This is a genomic window from Pseudomonas sp. S2_A05, assembly GCF_054668485.1.
On record NZ_CP162775.1, the window covers coordinates 2153953 to 2175335 of the forward strand.

General features: G+C 59.9%; 8 protein-coding genes and 1 pseudogene. 7 read left to right on the forward strand and 2 right to left on the reverse strand.

The genetic code is table 11. The annotated features are described in order from the left end of the window. Positions 1-2 precede the first annotated feature (2 nt). Positions 3-9320: a two-partner secretion domain-containing protein gene (locus AB4O12_RS09845; RefSeq protein WP_460061662.1), complete on the reverse strand. Its 9318-nt coding sequence runs from the start codon at positions 9318-9320 to the stop codon at positions 3-5. A gap of 448 nt (positions 9321-9768) precedes the next feature. On the opposite strand from AB4O12_RS09845, the gene AB4O12_RS09850 reads away from it, so the two are divergent. The 3 genes from AB4O12_RS09850 to AB4O12_RS09860 are packed head-to-tail and all read left to right on the forward strand — an operon-like array spanning position 9769 to position 14454. Beyond that, a complete protein-coding gene (locus tag AB4O12_RS09850) occupies positions 9769-13350 on the forward strand; it encodes a toxin VasX (protein ID WP_460062437.1) in 3582 nt (1193 codons plus the stop codon). Next, positions 13340-14212, forward strand: a complete 873-nt coding sequence (locus tag AB4O12_RS09855) for a hypothetical protein (protein WP_460061664.1) — start codon at positions 13340-13342, stop codon at positions 14210-14212. Before AB4O12_RS09850 ends, AB4O12_RS09855 begins: the two co-directional genes overlap by 11 nt. Then, positions 14209-14454, forward strand: coding sequence for a hypothetical protein (locus AB4O12_RS09860; RefSeq protein ID WP_460061666.1), 246 nt, complete (start codon positions 14209-14211; stop codon positions 14452-14454). The genes AB4O12_RS09855 and AB4O12_RS09860 overlap by 4 nt, the downstream gene beginning before the upstream one ends. A 161-nt stretch (positions 14455-14615) precedes the next feature. On the opposite strand, the gene AB4O12_RS09865 is transcribed toward AB4O12_RS09860, so the two are convergent. Beyond that, positions 14616-15293, reverse strand: coding sequence for a hypothetical protein (locus AB4O12_RS09865; protein WP_460061668.1), 678 nt, complete (start codon positions 15291-15293; stop codon positions 14616-14618). A gap of 82 nt (positions 15294-15375) precedes the next feature. On the opposite strand from AB4O12_RS09865, the gene AB4O12_RS09870 reads away from it, so the two are divergent. The 4 genes and pseudogenes from AB4O12_RS09870 to AB4O12_RS09885 all read left to right on the forward strand — a co-directional run bounded on the left by AB4O12_RS09870 (position 15376) and on the right by AB4O12_RS09885 (position 21368). Next, positions 15376-15816 (forward strand): hypothetical protein, encoded by a 441-nt coding sequence (locus AB4O12_RS09870; protein WP_460061671.1) that lies wholly within the window; start codon positions 15376-15378, stop codon positions 15814-15816. A gap of 77 nt (positions 15817-15893) precedes the next feature. Beyond that, positions 15894-17137, forward strand: a pseudogene (locus tag AB4O12_RS09875) (exonuclease SbcCD subunit D C-terminal domain-containing protein). Beyond that, complete coding sequence (locus AB4O12_RS09880) at positions 17134-20775, forward strand: AAA family ATPase (protein WP_460061673.1); 3642 nt, start codon at positions 17134-17136, stop codon at positions 20773-20775. The pseudogene AB4O12_RS09875 and the gene AB4O12_RS09880 overlap by 4 nt, the downstream one beginning before the upstream one ends. Beyond that, entirely contained in the window at positions 20772-21368 is a 597-nt protein-coding gene (locus tag AB4O12_RS09885; protein WP_016774999.1) for a glutathione S-transferase, read from the forward strand. Before AB4O12_RS09880 ends, AB4O12_RS09885 begins: the two co-directional genes overlap by 4 nt. The last annotated feature ends 15 nt before the right edge of the window (positions 21369-21383 follow it).

The window sequence follows — 21383 nt, forward strand, 5'->3', positions numbered from 1 at the left end:
CGTTACGTTACGCCCCCATTCAAACTGACGCTACCATCCTCTTCTTTGGTGGTATTGACTGTCAGATTTCGCCCAGCCTCAATCACCGAGGCAACGTTCTCGCTTTCATAACTTTCCGACTGAGTGGTTTTGCTTCGTCCGAACGAACCCTTTTTCTTCTTGTAGTAATAAGACGAACTCTCATCCTTCGCCGAAGCTACGGTGATGTCCTGCTCGGCATCGAGGCTGATGTCCTCGGTCGCTTTGATGCGGCTGGCAATGATGCCCAGGTCGTTGCCGGCGTTCAGCGCGATGTCGCGGCCGGCGTTCAACACTGATGATTGCTGCGTGATGCTATGGGTTTCGTTCGCGCGTTTTTTGCTGCGTGAAACGTAGTCGCTCTCATCGGCGGCCGAGGTGATGACGATGTCGTTACCGGAATCGACGCTGAGATCGCGCTTGGCATCCAGTCGACTGGCCACGATTGCCACGTCGCGATCGGCACTGATCGACAGATCCCGTCCGGACGTCACTTCAGCGCCGTGCTGGGTGATGGTCTGGTTGAGGAAGTTGCTGCCGCGCGAGTCGGTGCGGCGATCCTGGACCGAGGTGATGTTGACGTCGCGTCCGGCATCGAGCGCCATGTCCTGTCCGCTGCTCAGGACACCACCGATGTTGCTGATGTCGCGACCTGCGCCAATGTTGAGATCATTGGCGGCTTCGATCCGCGCGGCGTTGTTCAGTACGTCGCGATGCTGCAGCGTACCGCCGTAACTGGAATCGTAGCCATACACGTCGCGCTGGTTGATCACATCGCCGCGAGTGGCGGTCAAGCTGACATCGCGCCCGGAAATAATGCCGCCACCGCTGTTGACGATGTTGTTGCCGGCCTTGAGCGTCAGTCGCTCGCCCGCCTCGATCAATCCTGTATTGGAGAGGTTGTTGCCGGCTTCGGCCGACAGGTTATTGGAGGCGCGAAGCGTGCCGGCGTTGGTCAGGTCCGTACCGGCAATCAGTGTTACGTCGCCGCCCTGGATCAGCGCACCGTTGGGTGCCAGTCGGTTATTGGCCTGGGCCAGATACAGCACCGGCACCAGCACTTTCTCGCCATTCACTTCGTGCTCTTCGAGCCAGACGATGTCGTGGGTCAGCGCTGCCACTTGCTGAGCAGTCAGAGTTACGCCGACTGACAGGTTCAGTTCATTCTTGCTGGCGACGGCGTTATTCATGAGGTACTTGAACATAGCCTCGTCGGAGGTCTGCCCATCGATGAAACGCTGGCCGGTACGGGCGACAACGGCTTGCTGCACCAGGCGCTGTTCGAACAAGCCGTCGCCCAGACGCTTGGCGCTGTTGTCGGGGTCATAGCCGAGTTTATCGAGCAGGTAGTCCGAGCTCATGAACTGCTTGAGCTCAGTGAGCGCCGGGTTGGTCTCGATCAGGTATTTGTGTGGATTGGAACGCACGCTGGTGTCGGGCAGGCCCTGTACCCGCGGCACGTCGAACGAAACGTTGCCACGATTGGGCAGCAACACGCCGACCGGGCCATCCCCGGCGGCCGCGCTGACATTGATCAGCGTCGCCTGATCGTTGAGATTGAGCGATGGCCGGGCCGCCAATGCCAGTTCGCGGTTCTTGATCGATACAGGATCGCTACCGTCGAACTGAATATCCGTGGCCTTCCTCACTGGCATGCCGCCCGCATGACTTAAGGGCGCAACGTCGATGGAGCCGATTGTCCTCGACGGGCCAGATGCTAGTGTCGGATCGCTGCCGCCTTTACCGCTGAGTCGGAACAGACCGTTGTCGCCGGTTGGCAGCGTGAAGCCAGGCAGTGCCAGCGGGTTGACTTGTTGTTGAGCCAGATCTGGTGGCAACTGCGGGTTCAGAAAAACCACGGTAGGTTTGGCGGAGTTTTTCACCCCGGTGTCCGCGGTGCCTTTGACGGTACCGCCGAAGTTTGTGTACGGGTTCAGATTGCCGTTGTTGATCGTGGTTTTAGCGTTGATCTCTACGGCCTGGCCGGCCTGGACGATAGAGGAAACGCTTGAGCCGCCGTTGGTGAAAATTCTGCGGTCTTCCTTGAGTTGACCAGCCAGAATGGACGCAGGAACGGCCACCTCAGGGCCCATACCGAACTTGGTATTAATCGCTGATGTTTTTTGTTTATCTAAATCGGTTTCTTCCCAATGAGTGTCACCTTTGTCGGGCTCGTGCACACTCTTCCCATAGCGGTACACGTTTTTCGAGTTTCTCAGGGCATAGGCGGTGAGCTCATTGTCATAGCCATACGCCAGACTTTCAGGCAAGTAAGAGAGCTTGAATATACGCGACCGAGTAAAGCTCCCCGATTGCAATCCCTGGTTCTCAAACGAATCGACATTCAACGTGATATTTTTTCCCGCTGAAACTGTCGAAGCGATATTTGCGAAATCGCCGACATCAGCCGTCATACTTCCTGCAACGGATACCGAGGACTGCGGGCCATTGATCGTGGACTGCGAATCGAAACTTTCGTTGACATAAAAGGTGTTGTTACGCCAATCGAAAGTGATGTCGCCAGAAACCAACTTCTCCTCGCCAATCACCCCTTCTGTCTTGTTATTGAAACTATTGGCCGACAACGAAAAATCACCGTCGACATTGATCGAAGCCGCGAGGTTATTCACGCTGTTCGCACGGCCACCGCTCATGCCGGCAATTGTCAGATTGCCGATGCTGTAAACATCGCCCGTCTGGTTGGTGAAGTCATTAACCAGCAGGTTCATGTTGCCGCCGCTGAACAACAAGCCGTGATCGTTCACCAGACTTGCCGTCTTGACTGTCAGATCCTGAGCGGCTCCCAGCGTACCGGTGTTGCTGACGCTGCCCGCGTTGATCGTCATGCCGTAATTGGAAGTCAGTCTTCCGCCAGCGTTGTTCAGCAACCCGCCAATGTTGAACGTACCCAGGCCGCCACTGCCGATGCTGGCGAGACTGGTCAGGCCCAGTTGCGCAGCATTGAAGGTCATATCCCCCAGACTGCTCACCCGCCCATTACCGCCGTAAGTCCCACTCAACTGAATATCAAGCCCGCCATCACTGGCAATCAACCCCTCGTTCGTCCAGTTCCCGCCACGCCCCACCAACTGATTCGAAGCCAACAATTGCCCACTGACCGTCTGCACGAAATTGCCGACATTCAGCGTCAAGCGCCCCGCCTGAATCACGCTGCTGTTGGTCCAGCTGTCCGCGTTCAGGGTCAGGCCGCCACGGGTCACCAGTGAGCCGCCGGCGTTCATTACGTTGGTGGTGGAGATGCCGAATTCACCGAGGCCGACATGGGTCACTGTGCCGCCAGCGTTGAGCAAGCTCGGTGCAGCGAGGGAGAAGTCGGTGTTGGCGGTTTCCACCAGGCCGTTGCGGTTGTCGAACTGGCTGCCGATCTGGAAATCGGTTTTGCCGCTGCCGCCGAGGGCGCGCAGTTTGCCGCTCTGGTTGTTGAGGTTGGCGGCGCGAATCGCCAGGGTGCTGGCGCTTTCAATCAGGCCGCCGTTGTTGGCGAGATTACCGCCGAGGCCAATGTCGATGAGGCTGCCGCTGACCTGGCCGGCCGTGTTGTTCATCGAGCCGGCGATGACGTTCACCTGGCCGCGGGCATAGACGCCGCCGCCGCTGTTGTCGAGGTCGTTGCCGCCGGCATTGAGCAGGATGTCGCCGCTGTTGGCGGCGATGCGCCCGCCGTCGCTGTAGATGCCGCCCAGTGCGCGCAGGTCGAGGCGACTGCCTTCGATCTTGCCTGACTGGCCGTTGCGCAGGACACCGGTCAGACGGGTTTGCAGCAGACCTTTGAGGCTCGACAGCACGCCGCCTCGGCTGTCGAGGCTGGCGGCGGTGAGGTTCAGGTCGCCGTTCTGCGCAATGATCTTGCCGCCCTGGTTGTCGATTGCGCCGTTGCCCGTGTTGACGGTCAGCGCGGTCATGCTTTGCACCGCACCGTTAGCGTTGTTCAGTGCGGCTGCGGTGAGGGTGGCGTCGGCGGCGCTGCTGGAAATCAGGCCATCGCCGTCGTTGCGCAGCAGGCCGCTGGCGGTGAGATTCAGTTGGCTGCTGGCGGCGATGGTGCCGCGCTGGCTGTTGTTCAGATCGCCGCCGGTGAGCAGGCTCAGCAGGCTCTGGCTGATCATCTGGCCGCCACGGTTGTCGATGCCGGCCGAACGCGTCAGCACCAGCGGCCCGGTGCTGCCGAGCGCGCCGTTGACGTTGGTCAGCGCGCCGAGCAGGTCGAGTGTGACGCGGTCGTCGCCGACCAGGCTGCCGCCGTTGTTGTTCAACGCACCGCCGGTGAAGGTCAGGGCGTTTTTCGCATTCAGGTTACCCGAGGCATTGTTCAGGCTCGCCGCCCGGATATCGAGGGCGTCGGCGCTTTTGATCAAACCACCGGAGGCGTTGTTGAGTTCGCCGCCGAGCACGGTCAGGGTTTGCTTGCCGTCGCTGGTCAGTGTGCCGGCGCTGTTGTTGAGGCTGGCGGCCTTGATGTAAAGCTCGCCCTTGCTGCCGACGCCTCCTTGGGTGTGGTTGATCAGCGCGCCGCTGAGGTCAATGCTGACATTGCCGAGCTGGCTGGAGATCGCGCCTGCGAGGCTGTTATCGACGTTCCCGCCGGACAGGGTCACGCCAGTCCAGCCGGAGATGAGACCGACGTTGTTTTTCAGCTCGGCCGCGGTGAAGGTCAGTTGCTGATTGCTGATCAGATTGCCGCCGCGATTGTCCAGACTGTTGGCGCTAAGGCTGAAGCTGTTGACGCTGGAAACCTCACCTTTCTGGTTATTCAGGTCACGCAGGGTGGCGATGCTCAGCACGCCTTTGCTGTTGATCACGCCGTTCTGGTTATTGAGGTCACGCAGATGCGCAATGCTCAGCGCGCCTTTGCTGCTGATCACCCCGCCCTGGTTGTTGAGGTCCTGCGCGGTGACGCCGAGGTCGATGGCAAGGCCAGCGGCACCCACCAGCGTGCCCTCCTCATTGTTCAGGCCGGTGCTGTTGAGGGTCAGCTGTTGCGCGGCGCGGATGCTGCCTTTGTTGTGATTGTCGAGCAGACCATCGACGGTCACCGAGATATCGCTGTCACTGAGCAATACGCCGCCATCGCTGTTGTCGAGACTGGCCGCGCGAACCTGCAACGCTGCCGCCGCGATCGTGCCTTTGATCGAGGTCAGGGCCTTGTCGAGGGTCAGGCTCAGTTTCTGATTGCTCAGCAGTTGGCCGCCGCTGTTGTCCAGCGATTTGGCGATCAGTTCAAAGGCCTGCTCGCTGGAAATCTCGCCGCCACGGTTGTTCACTTCAGCGAGATTTTTCAGCAGCAACTGCCCCGGCGCATTGATCACCCCGCCGTGGTTGTTCAGCGCACCGCCATGCAGGTCGACGCTGACGCCGGCGTGGCTGCTGAACAGCTTGCCGCCCTGCTGATCGAGGCCCTGAACATCTGCGATCAGCGCATTGCCAGCGCCGAGGCTGCCAGCCGTGTTGGTCACTTTGCCGGCGCTCAACTCAAGCTGATCGGCGGCGTAAATACTCGCCTGACTGTTATTGAGTTCGCCGGTAGTGATGTGCAGATTGCTTTTGCTGCTGATCACGCCTTTCTGCTGGTTGTCCAGCGCGCTGCTGGTGAGCGTCAACGCTGCATCGGTCAACAACTGGCCGCCCCGGTTGCTGACCGCATCGCGTGTGTCGACGCTGAGCGCTTTGGCGCTGGACAGCGTACCGCCATCGTTATTGAGGCTTTGCGCATCGATCGCCAGCGCACCTTCGCTGAACAGACTGCCCTGCGCGTTGTTCAGCTCGCCAGAGAGGGTAATCGCGAGGTCTTGTTGCGTGGTCAGGCGAGCGCTGTTTTCCAGACTTTTGCCGACCAGCGTCAGGCCGGTAGTGCCGGACAGCACGCCGTTGTTGCGGTTGATCACCTCGTTGACGGTCAACGCCAGATTGCCGCCCGCCAGCATGTAGCCGCTATCGCTGTTGTCGAGCCAGGCACCGATCAGGCTCACGCCGGCCTTACTCGACAGTTCACCGCTGCGGTTATCGACACGGTCGACGACCAGTTGCAGCGCTTGGGTCGAACCGACAAGGCCCTCGCGACGGTTATCCAGACGCGCCGCCGTGAGCGTCAGGCCCTCGTCGGCGATGACCACGCCAGCCTGGTTGTCGAACAGATCAGTGACGGTGAAATCGACCGCGCCACGCCCACGAATCTCACCGCCGCTGTTGTCGAGGCTGGCGCTGCGCGCTTGGAGGCCAGCAGAGGCGATCAGGCCTTTCACGTTGCTCAGCGCACGGTCGATGACCAGGGTGAGTTTTTCATTGCTGAGCAGCTTGCCGCCGTCATTGTTCAGGCTTTGCGCGCTCAGATTCCAGGCTTTGGCAGCGGAGATTTCCCCGGCGCTGTTGTTCACATCCTTGAGATTTTTCAGCAGCAGTTGGCCCGGCGTATGAATGTTGCCGCGCTGGTTATCGAGCAGGCCATTGTTGAGGTCCAGGGTCAGATCGCCGTTGCTGAACAGCTCGCCGCCGTCCTGCTGCAGCGAGGTGACGGAAGCCTGCAGGGTTTTCTGGCTGCCGATAATCCCGCCGGAGTTATCCAGATGCGCGGTGGTCAGCAGCAGCGTGCCGTCCGTGGCGAGGCTGCCGCCCTGCCGGTTCTTGAACTCACCGGTGGTCAAGGTCGAATCGGCCTTGGCACTGAGGATACCGTTGTCGCTGTTATCGAGACTGCCGCTGGTGAAGGTCAGGCCCTTTTGCGAGGCGATGAGCCCGCCCTGATTCTGCACCCCGGCGACGCTGGTCAGTGCCATCGCTTCCAGGCTCGACAGCTTGCCCAGGCGATTGTCGAGGCTGCCGAGATTCAGGGTCATCTGCCCTTCACTGCTGATCAGGCCTTGCTGGTTGTCGAGGGCATTGTCGAACGTCAGGTCCAGTGTGTTCTGGCTGACGATCCGCCCGCCCACATTGCTCAAGCCGATGCCGCTGAGCGTCGCCGCGCCTTTGCTGAAAATCAGGCCATTGGTGGCGTTGATGATCTGCGCGACTTTCAGGCCCAGCGTGGTGTCGGACAGCACCTTGCCGCCCTCGCTGTTGTCCAGGCGTGCGCCATTGATATGCAGGTCGAGTTGACTGGAAAGCGTACTGGCGCGGTTGTCGATCTGGTCGACATTGACGGTCAGGGTCTGGAGCGACCCGACCAAGCTGTCCTGGCGGCTGTTGAGGGTTTTGCCGGTGAGTTTCAGATTGCCTTCGGCAACCAGTTCGCCGGTTTGCTGAGTCAGGTTGTCGATGCTGGCGTCGATATCGCCCTTGCCGGAAATCCGTCCGGCATCGTTGGTGACATCCCGGGCTTTGAGGCTCAACAGTCCGGTCGAGGTCAGCAAGCCGCCGTTGCTGTTGTTCAGTGTGCTGCCTTCGAAGGTCAGCGCTGCCTTGCTCTCGGCGCGGCCCTTGTCGCGGTTATCCAGATTATCGATCAGCAGCGTCGTCGCTTTGTCGGCGCGCAAAACACCCGCACGGTTGTCGGTGGTCGCGCTGCTGACGGTCAGGGTGTCGAGACCGGAAATCTTGCCGGCGCGGTTATCCAGGCGCGTGGCCTGCACGTCCATCGCACCGTTGGCCTGGATCAGGCCCTTGTTCTGGTTGTTCAACTGGTCGCTGATGCGCGTGGTCAGCGTGCCTTCGCTGGTCAGCTGGCCTTGCTGGCTGTTGTCCAGTTGTTGCGCTTTGATCGCTACGGCCTGTTTCGCGCCGATCCGTCCGGTGCGATTGTTGATGGCGCCGAGGGCGGTGATGTCGAGCAAACGGCCAGCGGTGATCAGGCCGGCGACGTTGTCCAGCGAGGTGAGCGTGAGCACTACGTCGCTCTGGCTGCCAAGTTCACCGTTGCTGTTGATCAACTGACCGATGTTGCCGGTGAGTTTGCCATTGCTGGTGAGCGTGCCTTGATTATTCAGCACCTGATTGGCAGTGAGGGTCAGGCTGTTGTTGCCCAGCACTTTGCCGGCGTTGCGGTTGTCCAGCGTGCCGGCGGTGATGCTCGTGGTCTGGCCACTGAGCAGGCCATTCTGGTTGTTGAGGGTTTGCGCGGCGTTGACGGTCAGGTTGCGGCTGGCGCTGAGGCTCTTGCCGCTGTTGTTCAGATTCTGTGCGCGAAGGCTCAAATCACCGTTGCTGTTACGGCTGCCGTCAGCATTGACGCCGGCTTCGATGGCGCCGGCATTGGTCAGTTGCCCACCGGCGCTGAGCACCACGCTGTCGCGGGCGGCCAAGGTCTGGCGGTTGGTCAGGTTGCCTTGGGTCTGTACGTTGAGCGATGTGCCGGCGTAAACCGGCGCTTGCGCGTCGAGGCTTGCGGCTTTGACGTTGACCGCGCCGGTAGCCGAGGTGTCGGCCAGGCTCAGTTGCCCGTTCGCATCAAGCTGAATATCGCCGCCGCTGGCGATCAGTTTGCCGTCGAGTTTCACCCCCACGCCGGCCTCGGTGCCGACCAGTTTGATCGCCCCGGCGTACATGCCGCCGAGGGCCGAGGAGTCGATGGCCAGTTGCGGTTTGGCGCTGCCGTCGTCGGCGCGGGCCGTGGCGTTGAGGGTGTCGGCGTTGACGTCGTTGCGACCGGCGACGATGGTCAGGTTCTGCGCTTGAATCTGCGCATTGATCTTGGCGCTGCGGGTGATGATTTCGAAACGGTCGATATTGGTCGCGTTGATGCCCGCGCCTTCGATAGCCACGCTGCCCTGATCGACCTGAAAGCGATCCAGCCGACCGTTTTCCAGCACTGGTTTACCGGTAGTCAGCGTCACCCGAGGCGCGTTGATGAAACCGCAGCCATTGCAGGTGATGCCGTAGGGGTTGGCGACGATGACCCGCGCCGACTGCCCCGCCACTTCGGTGTAGCCGCGCAACTGACTCGGGTTGCCGCTGATGACTTCGTTGAGAATCGCCTGCGCCGAACCGCTGTTCTTCAGATTCGGGTTGCCAATGACGTGGCCGCCCAGTTGCGTGTTCGAAGTTTGAGTCGCGCCGTTGTTGAGGATGACGCCCTGTGCGCCGACGTTGTAATCGTGGAACTGGTTGTGCGACAGGCCACTGGCGTTGGGCGTGGCGATGTTGACGATCGGCACCCCGTTGCCGGCACGGTCCAGCGTGGTATTCGGGTTGGCCACGACGATGCCGTCGGCTTGCGCCCACAGCGGTTGCCAGAACATGACGTTGGCCAGCAGGAAGGCCAGTCCGCGCTTCGGCATGCCGAGGAACTGCTCGCGTTTGGCCGTAGCGGCAGAAGGCTGGCGAGCGAGGAATGCGTACTGGCGAACGTCCATGTGAAGATCCTGCAACGGGCAATAATCGGTCTGATCAGGTGCCATGCTCCGCAGGTAAGCGGCGCGGATGAGCGCAAAGAGTCGCTGGCATCCCTGCAATAGCGCACTAGTATCAAAATAGTGGCGCGATATTAGATGGCCACTATTTTGGCGTCAATTAATGGATGCGTTGAAAAATCGATTTCGATGAGCGGTACGGCTCAAATCCGTAGGCAATGAGCTTGTTAACGGATCTATTTATCAGCGTAGGTTTGCGAGCGCGGGTACGCCTTCAGGGTTACTCACGATTCATCCGAAGCAACCTCTGTAAGATTTCAGACGATCCCTTGTAGGCTTCATCCCGAGTGTTCGATTCCTACGCAAAACACAGAAAGATCTGACTGCTGTCGTTTTCCAGATACACGCACATTTCTCTGTCACAAACAGACACAGGGAAATGTGCTCAATGATGCACCCCGCCAACCTCGCGGCAGCCGCAGCGTCCAAAGCCCCGATCATCGGCCCCGCCGCCTGCCCCTTGCGCAACACCCACGTGCAACTGTTGCCCCTCGCGTACGGCGTGGTGGAAAAACCCTTCGACCCCAGCACCGAAATCACGCTGCCGTACACCCTGACCACGCGCCCCATGGGCATCCGCCGCCTGCGCGACGGTTGGCTGTACATCGTCGACAGTCTCAGCGGCGAGCTCTACGAATACCGCGTGCTGGAAGGTGTCATCAGCGCATTGCTGCATCGCGGTAAAAGCGTCAGCGAGGATCAGCGCAGCGCCATCGAAGAACGTCCGGCGTTGATCTTCTCGCGCAAAAGCACCCTCTACGTGACCTTTGCCGATGTGCAGTTGAGCGCGGCGAAATGCCGACAGGTGCTGGACAGTGCGCAGGAACGCGAGCACTTCATGCAGGCGGTCGATCTCGGCCCGGTGCATTGTCTGATCGGCGGCGAGCATCTGCTTACCGTGGCTCAGGCGAAACAGTGGCTGGCGGAAGTGGCCTGCACAGCGAAACCGCTGGCCGAGGCAGACGCCACGCGGATGCCGGCGGTGCAGGTCAGCGATGCGCCGGAGCACGAACGCGAACCTTATTTGTGGGAAAACCCGCGACGTTTTCGCGAGGCGCATATCGGCGAATTTCTTGGCCGGGTGCGCGGACCTTATCAGGACGACACGCTGTTTCTGCTGGTCAACGACGACCTCGGCGTGATGCGCGATCTGGCCGATTATCAGGACCTGGTGGTCGGCTGGATCGAGCAGTGGAGCAACACCGACAACAACGAGCGCGACTATCTGCTGGCCAGCTACATCGAGTCGCTGAGCCAGCTCGGCGCTCAGGATTTCGACACCCTGGCCAAGGCCAGCGACGATCCGCGCGCCCAGGCATTGTTCGCTGAACTGGAGCAATTGCCCGAGCTGGATCGGGAAAATACCCGGCAGGCGCTGCTCGAGTATTTGAACAAGGGTGGTGAGGTTGTCCCGACCGATACCCAGGCTCGACCTGAACTGCAGCAACAGCGCGAAAAGGCACTGGACGAGTCACTGGCGCTGAACCGTTTCGACGGCGTCGCCCCGGATTTCACCGCACATGCTCGCGTCACCGCCGAGGCGGACCGACGCTTTTATACCCGCGAATATTTTGTTGAAGTCGCCCCGGCCGACTTCGTCGAGCGTCACCTGAGCACACTGGTTGACCTCGGCAAAGATCAGAGCCGGCGCATGAAAGACGTGCTCGACGGCCCGCTGCTCAGCGGCAAACGCGGCATCAACGACCTGATCGACCGCCCGGCGATGGACGAGGTTCTGAACAGTCATCGCGACAACCTCGGACGCTGGAATCGCCTGCTCGAACGCATCACCGCCGATCGCGCGCAACTGCTGTGCGCCGGGCGTTTCCATCGCTCTGCGTGGTATTTCGACGGGCAAGTGCAGATCGATCAGGCGCTCGCCAGCGAATACGCCTGCCTCAAGGACATCGGCCGTAGCGACGCGGCCAATGAGCAAATGCTCGGTTACCTCGAGCAGCACCCGCAACTGACCCGCCCGTTGTTCTACACCTTGCCGCTGCGCTTGCAGACCGAACAGGCCGGGCAATATTCAACGCTGTTCAACGCCGGCATGGCGATGTTCAACAACCTGCCGGACTGGCTGGCCAAATTGCAGAGCATCGAGCAGCCACAGCTTCCAGCCCTCGACGATCTGCCGGCACACAGCCGCGTCCTCGCCGATGCCGTGCAAGACACCTACAGCCCGGCGCTGAACCTCGGCCTGAGCCGGGCGCTGGAAGGCTTCGATCTTGCCGGCGAGAAAATCCCCGACCTCGACGAATTGTTCCAGCGCCTGCCCAAAGCCCTGCGCCTGCGCGTCTTCGACGCCGCGCGAACCAGCGGCGTGACCTTCACCGTATCCACCCCGGCGGAGCAAGCGGCGCTGCAAGCCACGATCAAGGAAGTGCTGCGCGAGCGCGACTACCTGAAAACCCTCAACCGCGAACGCAACCAGCTCACCCACAACAAAAACCGCCAGGGCCACAAAACCGCCCGGGCGGTGGAATTGCAGCAGGAAATCGTCCGCGTGCGCACGCAATTGGCGCTGTTCGAAGGCCGCCTCGCGGCGGCGTTGAGCCCGATTGATGAACTGCCGGATCGCTCGGCGCGGCTGTACGGCGCCACCCCGGCGAAAGCGGGCGTGACGGTGGTGTTTCCGTCGGCGCAGCAAGGGGAATTGCGCGGGTTGCTGGAGAATATTCGTGCGGGGGTGGCGGGGGTTTCGAAGGCGAGTCTGGTGCGGACGGAGGGGATGGGGTTGTTGGTGGTGTTGGTGCAGGTGGTGAATTTGGTGGGGGTTTATCGGGAGCTGCGCAGGCAGGCTGTAAATGAAAGAGTGTGGACCTCGTTGATGAATTCAGTCGTTGCAACGGGAGCGGCGGGATTTAGTGCCGCACAAAGTCTTGCTGATACGGCGTTAAAAGTTCGCTGCGCTTCTCTAGTGGCAAGCGTTCAGCTCCATGCCTTGCAGACCGTGCACGTGCAGATGGGGAAATTGCATGTGGGATTGGGTTTTTTTACATATTTGTCAGGGTTGGCTTCTTCTACGAACAGTATTGTCACGCAACGCAAAAACTGGGAACAGGCGGTTCGCAGTGGAAATCATTCGGCGCAAAGCGCAGCTGCATTGGCGACGATGGGAGCTGGTGGCATGACATCAGTTAGTGGCTATGGTTTGACCAACACTGTCCACTCCACATTCAAGGTATTGAAGGCGTCAAGTAATGCCGCTCGTAGAGCTGCTTGGGCCGCTGCTGGCACACGTTTATCCACCGTCTTTTTCCGCTTCAATCTCGCTGGAGCACTTTTTACTGTTCTAGAGCTGGGGGGTAGCTTGCTGTACAGCCGCTACAACATCAGTGCTCACGATAAATGGTTGAAAATCACACCGTGGAGTAGGGATAGCGAGATGCGTGGCGACCACTCACTTGATGACTATCAAAGTTATCTGGCTTTTTTAATTCACGCACCTTACGCGCAGCTTGGCCCAAATCTGTACGACTCTTGGCTGAAGGATCTGTTATTCAAAGCCAAACCCAGCGATATTCACTTAGCATTGCCGACCCTAACGCTGAATGATCTGCTGCGTCCGTTTGGCGGCAACCCAACCTCCCGTTTAGGTATCGGCGCGCACCGCATTTCAATTCCGCTGCACAGTCGAGGAGCACCACGAGAGCAGCGAGATGTCATTAGTGACGAGATTTTAAGCAGCCTGCGCATCGTGAAGTCCAGCCCAGAAGGACTGATACTTTGTCTCCAGTATCCAGCGGGCCTCGGGTCGGAATTTGTTCCCGCGAAAGAAACGCTGGAATTGGCTGTGTGCGTTCAGACATTGAATAAAAAGGGTGAATGGGCATCTCGAACTCGCGTCATTCACCTCGATCCGCGTGGTGAGGGTCATTTTGGGGTTGTTACTCCCCAACAGGTCAAAGAAAAACCTCCAGTTTTGCTGGTTGAGGCTCACCTGTTAGAAAGAGCTGACCATGCTGAATAATCACGATGATCCATTAGCAACTCGCCCGCTTCGACAGCCTAGAAAGACCGGTGACATTGAGGCGTTTCCGAGCGGAAAAATTACCTATCTCGCGCCCTTGCCATTACCAACATCAATGCCAGCTTACGGTCGGCATATTGGTGAACTGAATGACGTTTATATGGATTTCGGTTTAGGGACACTGGAGGTTTTTTCTTGGCAAGTCATTTTAGGCGGACCATTCAGCGGCACATTAATGATCGCGTTCCTATATCCACTGATGGGAGGGTTTATAGGACTTCTGTTAGGTGATAGCTGGGAGTTCATTAAAGAAGTCATTGAGGGTATTTTTTTTGCCATTTACAAATTGGCTTTCTCAACGGGTTTAATTGCCTTGTTTATTGGCCTAGGCGTCTGGCACCACGTCCACAAAACCCGCGCCACCCTCATCCCAACCCGCTTCAACCGTCAACGCCGCGAAGTCTGCTTCATGCCCGAAGGCGCCACCGAACCTGTCTTCGTCCCATGGGAATCGCTGTCCGCCTGGATCATAGAAGCCAAGGGCGCCACCCAGTTCGGCATCCACCGCCAATACGGCATGGGCATCGGTTTCTACCAAGGTGAAACCCTCATAAGCCAGGAATTCCAATGCGCCGGCCTGGAGCTTGCGATCAGCCACTGGGAAGCGATTCGCGGCTACATGGAGTACGAGGTCAACGACCTCAAATCAATTCAGGATTTGCAGGATCTGCAAGGCCCGGACGACCCGCCCCACGAAGGCCTGCACACTTTTCGTAACGCCCGCGCGCGGATGCACCAGCAGATCCGTGACGGCCGCCGCTCGCGGTTGTCGGGATTTTTTGGTACCTGTATCACGTCATGACTTTATGGACGATTCCCAATCGTCTGGTCGAATGGGAAGTGCGCCGTCTGGAAAGAATCGGCAAGCAGGCGCTGCCGGAAGTCATGCGTGCCTGGTCCGAGCCGCTGCCGAAAGAGCAATGGGCCAAGCCCAGTGAAGAGTTGTTGCGGCTGAGCGAACAAGTGCGGCGGATGCACAAGCGCCAGCCGCATCGGCCGATTACGCAGATTTTCGCTGAGGTTTGCAGGCGAGCTGAGTGCTGATGTTGAGCAGTTTTGTGGCCAGAGGGTGGGAGGTTTTTGCCTGTTTGAGCGCCTTCGCGAGCATGCTCGCTCCCACAGAGGACCGCGTTGGACGCGGATGTTTCGGTTGATCTTGGACAAAGTGGGAGACCCTCGGGGTGGCGGCCATTTCTCAGTGGTTGCTACCGGGTCGGCCAAGGAAAACCCGATGGTTCTGCTGGTTGAAAATCAATACCTCGGAAGGGCTGACCATGCTGAATAATCACAATGAGCCTCTTGTTGATGCGCAATGTGAGGTGATCAGAAAAGCGGGCGATGTAGAGCCGTTTCCAAGCGGAAAGATCACCTATCTCGCACCGTTGCCACTGCCCACACCGATGCCCCCTTATGGCCCACATATCGGTGAGCTCAATGATGTTTACATGGAATTCGGGATAGGACCGCCACAAGTGTTCATGTGGCAGGTAACAGTAGGGTTGCCCTTTAGTGCAACCTTCATGATCACGTGCCTTTTTCCCGCAATCGCTGGTTTTATGTTTTTTCTGGCAGGTTCGGGATGGAATGACATTTGCGGCGCCATCGAAGGAGTTTTCGATGCTTTGATTGGCCCCGGCTCTTTGGCCGTTTTTTGTTCTTTGTGTATTCATATAGGCGTTTGGCACCACGTCCACAAAAAACGCCTCTCCCTCATCCCAACCCGCTTCAACCGCCAACGCCGCGAAGTCTGCTTCATGCCCGAAGGCGCCACCGAGCCGGTTTTTGTCCCGTGGGAGTCGCTCAGCGCGTGGATCATCGAAGCCAAGGGCGCCACCCAGTTCGGGATCCATCGCCAATACGGTATGGGCATCGGTTTCTACCAAGGTGAAACCCTCATAAGCCGAGGAATTCCAATGCGCCGGCCTGGAGCTCGCGATCAGCCACTGGGAAGCGATTCGCGGCTACATGGAGTACGAGGTCAACGACCTCAAATCGATTCAGGATTTGCAGGATCTGCAAGGCCCGGACGACCCACCCCACGAAGGCCTGCATACATTCCACAATGCCCGCGCGCGGATGCATCAGCAGATCCGTGAAGGCCACCGCTCGCGGCTGTCGGGGTTCTTTTGGTACCTGTATCACGTCATGACCTTATGGACGATTCCCAACCGTCTGCTCGAATGGGAAATTCGTCGGCTGGAAAGAATCGGCAAGCAGGCGGTGCCGGAAGTCATGCGCGAATGGTCCGAGCCATTGCCGAAAGAGCAATGGGCCAAGCCGAGCGAAGAGTTGTTGCGACTGAGTGAACAAGTGCGGCAGATGCACAAGCGCCAGCCGCATCGGCCGATTACCGAAATATTCGCCGCTGTCGGTGCAAGCAGACACACGACAAGGCAAGGGGCGTGATTTGCCAGTAAACTCCCCTCCTCTCGCCGCCCGTTCTTCTTCGCGGCCACCCTCTTGATCAAAATGCGGAGTCCACCTTGCGTCTGTTCCACACCTCCGACTGGCACCTTGGGCAAAACCTGCACGGCCAGGAGCGCGATTTCGAGCACGCGTGTTTTCTCGAATGGCTGCTGCGCCAGTTGCACTGGCGCAACCGGATGTGCTGCTGATTGCTGGCGATATCTTCGATACGGTCAATCCGCCGGTCAAAGCTCAGGAACGCCTCTACGATTTCATCGTCAGCGCTCACGAACAGCAGCCGCTGCTGACCATTGTGATGATTGCCGGCAACCATGATTCCGGCTCGCGGATCGAACTGCCGGCGCCGTTGATGCGGCGTTTGCGCACTCACGCGTTGGGTCGGGTGCTGTGGCTGGATGACGGGCAGCTCGACGCCGAACGTTTGTTGCTGCCGCTGCCGAATGGCCAAGGAGAAATCGCCGCGTGGTGCCTGGCGCTACCGTTTTTGCGCCCGGCGGAAGTCACTGGCGCGCATCTGGGTGACAACTATCTGCGCGGCATCGGTCAGGTGCATGAATGGCTGATCGCGGCGGCGAATGCCAAGCGTCAGCCTGGGCAAGCGCTGATTGCGATCAGCCACGCGCACATGGCCGGCGGTTCGGTGTCGGAGGATTCCGAGCGCAGCCTGATCATCGGCAATGCCGAAGCGCTGCCCGCCAGCCTGTTCGGCGAAAGCATCAGCTATGTCGCCCTCGGCCATTTGCACAAGCCGCAGAAGGTCAACGGTGAGGAGCGCATCCGCTACAGCGGCTCGCCGATTCCGCTGTCGTTCTCCGAAATCGGTTATCAGCATCAGATTCTCGATGTGGTCCTCGACGGTGAAACTCTGGTCAGCGTAGAGCCGAAACTGATCCCGCGCTCGGTCAATCTGCAGCGCATCGGCCCGGCACCGCTGGCCGAGATTCTGCTGCAACTGGCTGACCTGCCGAACATCGATCTGCTCGCCGAAACCCAGCGCCAGCCATGGCTCGAAGTGCGCGTGCGCCTGGATGAGCCGCAACCGGATCTGCGCCATCAAGTGGAAACCGCACTGCAAGGCAAAGCCGTACGACTGGTGCGCATCGCCGCTGAATACGCCGGCAATCGCGGCGTCGATGGCAGCGAGGACGGCAGCACGCTGATCGAACTCGACCAACTCACCCCGCAGGAACTGTTCAGCCGCGCCTGGCTCGACAATTACGGCAGCGAGGTCGACGAGCAGACGCTCAAGGACTTCGCCGAACTGCTGCAGGACGTGCAACTGGAGGGCGAGCAGCCATGAAAATTCTCGCCATTCGTTTGAAGAACCTGGCCTCGCTGGCCGGTCCGTTCGAGATCGATTTCACCGCCGAACCGCTGGCCAGCGCCGGTCTGTTTGCGATCACCGGCCCCACAGGCGCCGGCAAAAGCACCCTGCTCGACGCCTTGTGCCTAGCACTGTTCGGCGCCGTACCGCGTCTGAACAACACCGGCCGTGATGCGAAAGTCCCGGATGCTGACGGTGAAATCGCCACTGGCGACCCGCGCACCTTGCTGCGACGCGGCACCGGTGAAGGCTATGCCGAAGTGGATTTTGTCGGCGTCGATGGCCGCCGCTATCGCGCGCGCTGGGAAGCCAATCGTGCTCGCGAGAAGGCTGGCGGCAAGCTCCAGGCCAGTCGGCAGAGCCTGCGCGACATCGATCAGGATCAACTGCTCGCCAGCCAGAAAGGCGAATACAAAACCCAGCTGGAAGCCGCGCTGGGCCTGAACTTTGAACAGTTCACCCGCGCGGTGCTGCTGGCGCAGAGTGAGTTCAGTGCGTTCCTCAAGGCTGACGACAACGACCGCAGTGAACTGCTGGAAAAACTCACCGACACCGCGCTGTACACCCGCCTCGGCCGCCGCGCCTTCGACAAGACCAAAGAAGCCCGCGAAGCGCACAAGCTGTTGCAGGATCAGGCTACCGGCGTGACGCCGCTGGCACCGGAAGCGCGCGCCGAACTCGACGAGCGTTTCAACACCGCGCAGCAACAGATGAAGGCGCAACAGGCGCAGCTCAAACAGCTTGAGCAACAGCATGCCTGGCTGAAGGATTTGCGTCAGTTGCAGGACGCGCAAAAAGCCGCCAGCGAACAACTGCAAACCGCGCAACAGCAATGGCAGGCACTGGCCGGCGAGCGGGTGAAACTGACGCGTCTGGAACAGCTTGGCCCGCAACGCCATCAGTTCGCGCGCAAGGCTGAGCTCGATGCGCTGCTGACGCCACTGGCGACGCAGATTGCCGCGCACACCCAACAACACGCGGCGCTGGGCGAACGCCAGACGGAGCTGGAACAGAACCTCGACGCAGCAAAAGTCGCCCTGAGCGAAGCGCAACAACGCCAGAGCGAAAATGCGCCGTTGCTGCGTCAGGCGTTTGAAGAACAAAGCACCCTCGCCCGCCTGATCAAGGACACTGCCAGCAGCGCCGAAGCCCGACAAACCGCCGAGCAAGCGTTCAAGGATGGCCAGAGCGCGATTCAGGCTTTGCAGGAAAAGCAGACTGAAGTCGCCGCGCGTTTGCAACGCATCGCCACCGAGCTTGAGCAGAGTGCGCATCTGGCGCCCTTGAGCGATGCCTGGAGCGCCTATCGCGATCGTCTGCAACAGCTGATGCTGATCGGCAACCGCTTGAACAAGGGCCAGAGCGAACTGGCGTCCCTCGAACGGAACGCCGCGCACAGTGCTGAGCAACTGGCCTCGCACAAACAGCAACTGGAAGTGCTGTTCAAAGAGGCTGGCGCAGAGCCGGACGCAGTCGCCGAACAGATCGGCCTGCTCGGCACCTTGCTGCAGGACAACCGCAAACAGCTGCGCGCAATCGAAGACCTGTCGCGCCTGTGGGCGTCTCAGCAGGATCTGGACAAGCGCAGCGCCGAGTTGCAACAACGCCAGCTCGACGCGCAGCAGCAACGCGAACGCTTGACCCAGGACGGTGTGAAAACCAAGGCCGAACTGACCGTCGCCGAGCAGACCCTCAGCGTCACTCGCGAACTGCTCGAGCGTCAGCGGCTGGCGCGCAGTGCCAGTGTCGAAGAGTTGCGCGCGCAGTTGCAGGACGATCAGCCCTGCCCGGTCTGCGGCAGCAACGAGCATCCCTATCATCAGCCCGAAGCGCTGTTGCAAAGCCTTGGCCGTCACGATGAAAACGAACAGGCCAACGCCCAGCAAGTGGTCGATCAGCTCAAGGAAAAACTGATCGAGCTGCGCGGCGAAGTCGGTGGCGTGATCGCACAACAGAAAGAGCTGCTGCAGCAACAGGAACAACTCGCGGCGCAGCAACAAGCCCTGGCCCCGAGCCTCGACGCGCATCCGCTGGCCGCGCAACTGTTCAATCAGGACGCCGACAAACGCGACGCCTGGCTCAGCCGCCAGACCGAGCAGTTGAATCAGAGCATCACTCAGGACGAACAACGCCAAAGTGCGCTGCTCACCTTGCAACAGGACGCGGCGCGCTTGTCGCAACAATTGCGTCAGGCCGAGGTAGCGCATCAGCAAGCGGCGCAACAGCTGAGCCATCAGCAGCATGAACTCAACAGCGACCGTCAGCGCCTTGAAGAAGAACTCAGCGCGTTCGGCCCGCTGCTGCCCGCCGACACGCTCGAAGCCTTGCGCCTGGAGCCGGCGGCAACGTTCATGCAGCTGGACCGGCAGATCGCCGAGCGTCTGGCCCAGCTCGAACAGCAAAAGGAAGAGCTGAGCGAACAGCAGCAACGCCAGCAGACCCTCGAGAAAGAACAGGATCGCCAGCAGCTGCGCACTCAGCAGCTGCACAGTGCCGAACAGCAATTCACGGCGTTGACCGAGCAGCAGCAAAGCTGTCAGGAAAAACTCGCGCAGTTACTTGGCGAGCACAGCAGCGCCGAGCATTGGCAGCAGCAGTTGGAACACGCCGTGGAACAGGCGCGCAGCGCGGAAACCAGCACCGCTGAGGAGCTGCAAAGCGTGCGCACGCAGCTGGTGCAGATCGCCGCTGAGCTCAAGGCCCAACAAGAACGCCTGCAAGCACTGCAAGCTGAAGACCTGGCACTCGCCGGCAAGATCGCTGATTGGCGCGCCAGCCACCCGGAACTGGATGACGGCGGCCTCGAAGACTTGCTGCGCTTCGACGACGCGCAAGTCACCGAACTGCGTCAGACCCTTCAGCACAACGAAAAAGCCATCGAACAGGCCCAGGTCCTGTTGCAGGAGCGCGATCAGCGCCTGCTCGATCACCAGACCCGGCAGGACGGCAATCTTGACGCCGAACAGCTGGACAGCGCCCTCGCCGAGCTGCAGAACCAGTTCGCCGTCAGCGAACAGCAGTGCGCCGAACTGCGCGCCGAACAGGCGGAAGACCAGCGCCGGCAGAACGCCAATCAGGCGCTGGCCCAGCAGATCGCCGACGCCTATGCCGAGTACCAGCGCTGGGCGCGACTCAGTGCCTTGATCGGCTCGGCCACCGGCGACACCTTCCGCAAGATCGCCCAGGCCTACAACCTCGACCTGCTGGTACATCACGCCAACGCGCAGCTGCGCCAACTGGTCAAACGCTATCGCCTCAAACGCGGCGGCAGCATGCTCGGCCTGCTGGTAATGGACACGGAGATGGGCGACGAACTGCGCTCGGTGCATTCGCTTTCCGGCGGCGAAACTTTCCTCGTATCGCTGGCATTGGCGCTGGGTCTGGCCTCGATGGCGTCGAGCACGCTGAAAATCGAATCGCTGTTTATCGACGAAGGTTTCGGCAGCCTAGATCCTGAATCCTTGCAACTGGCCATGGACGCGCTCGATGGCTTGCAGGCACAGGGACGCAAGGTGGCGGTGATTTCCCATGTGCAGGAAATGCACGAACGCATCCCGGTGCAGATCCAGGTGCGGCGCCAGGGCAACGGTTTGAGCACGCTGGAGGTGAAATGAACACGCTGTATTCCTTCCGCCGCTGCCCTTACGCGATGCGTGCGCGAATGGCGCTGCGTTATGCGGGCGTGCCGGTGGAGATTGTCGAAGTCAGTCTCAAGGACAAACCGGCGCAGATGCTCGCGCTCTCGCCCAAGGGCACGGTGCCGGTGCTGAATGCCGATGGCGTGGTGATCGATGAGAGTCTGCAGATCATGCGCTGGGCGTTGGCGCAGAATGATCCGGATGATTGGTTGTTCAAGGATGATCCGGGAGCAGACGTCATCATGGACATGCTGATCGAGACGAACGATCAACGATTCAAGACTTCGTTGAACCACTACAAATACGCTGAGCGTTATCCAGAGCAACCGATGGAGGTCTATCGCATGCAGTGCGAGATGATCGCCCACTATCTGGATCTGACGCTCGCAGACCACGACTATTTGCTGGGTGACCGGCTCAGTCTCGCCGACATCGCCCTGCTGCCCTTCGTCCGGCAGTTCGCTCATGTTGATCGCGAGTGGTTCGCGCAGACGCCTTATGTTCGCTTGCAGGCCTGGTTGCAGCGCCTGCTCGAATCCGAGCTGTTCATCTCGGTCATGAAGAAGTAACCCTCTGTCCCTTTG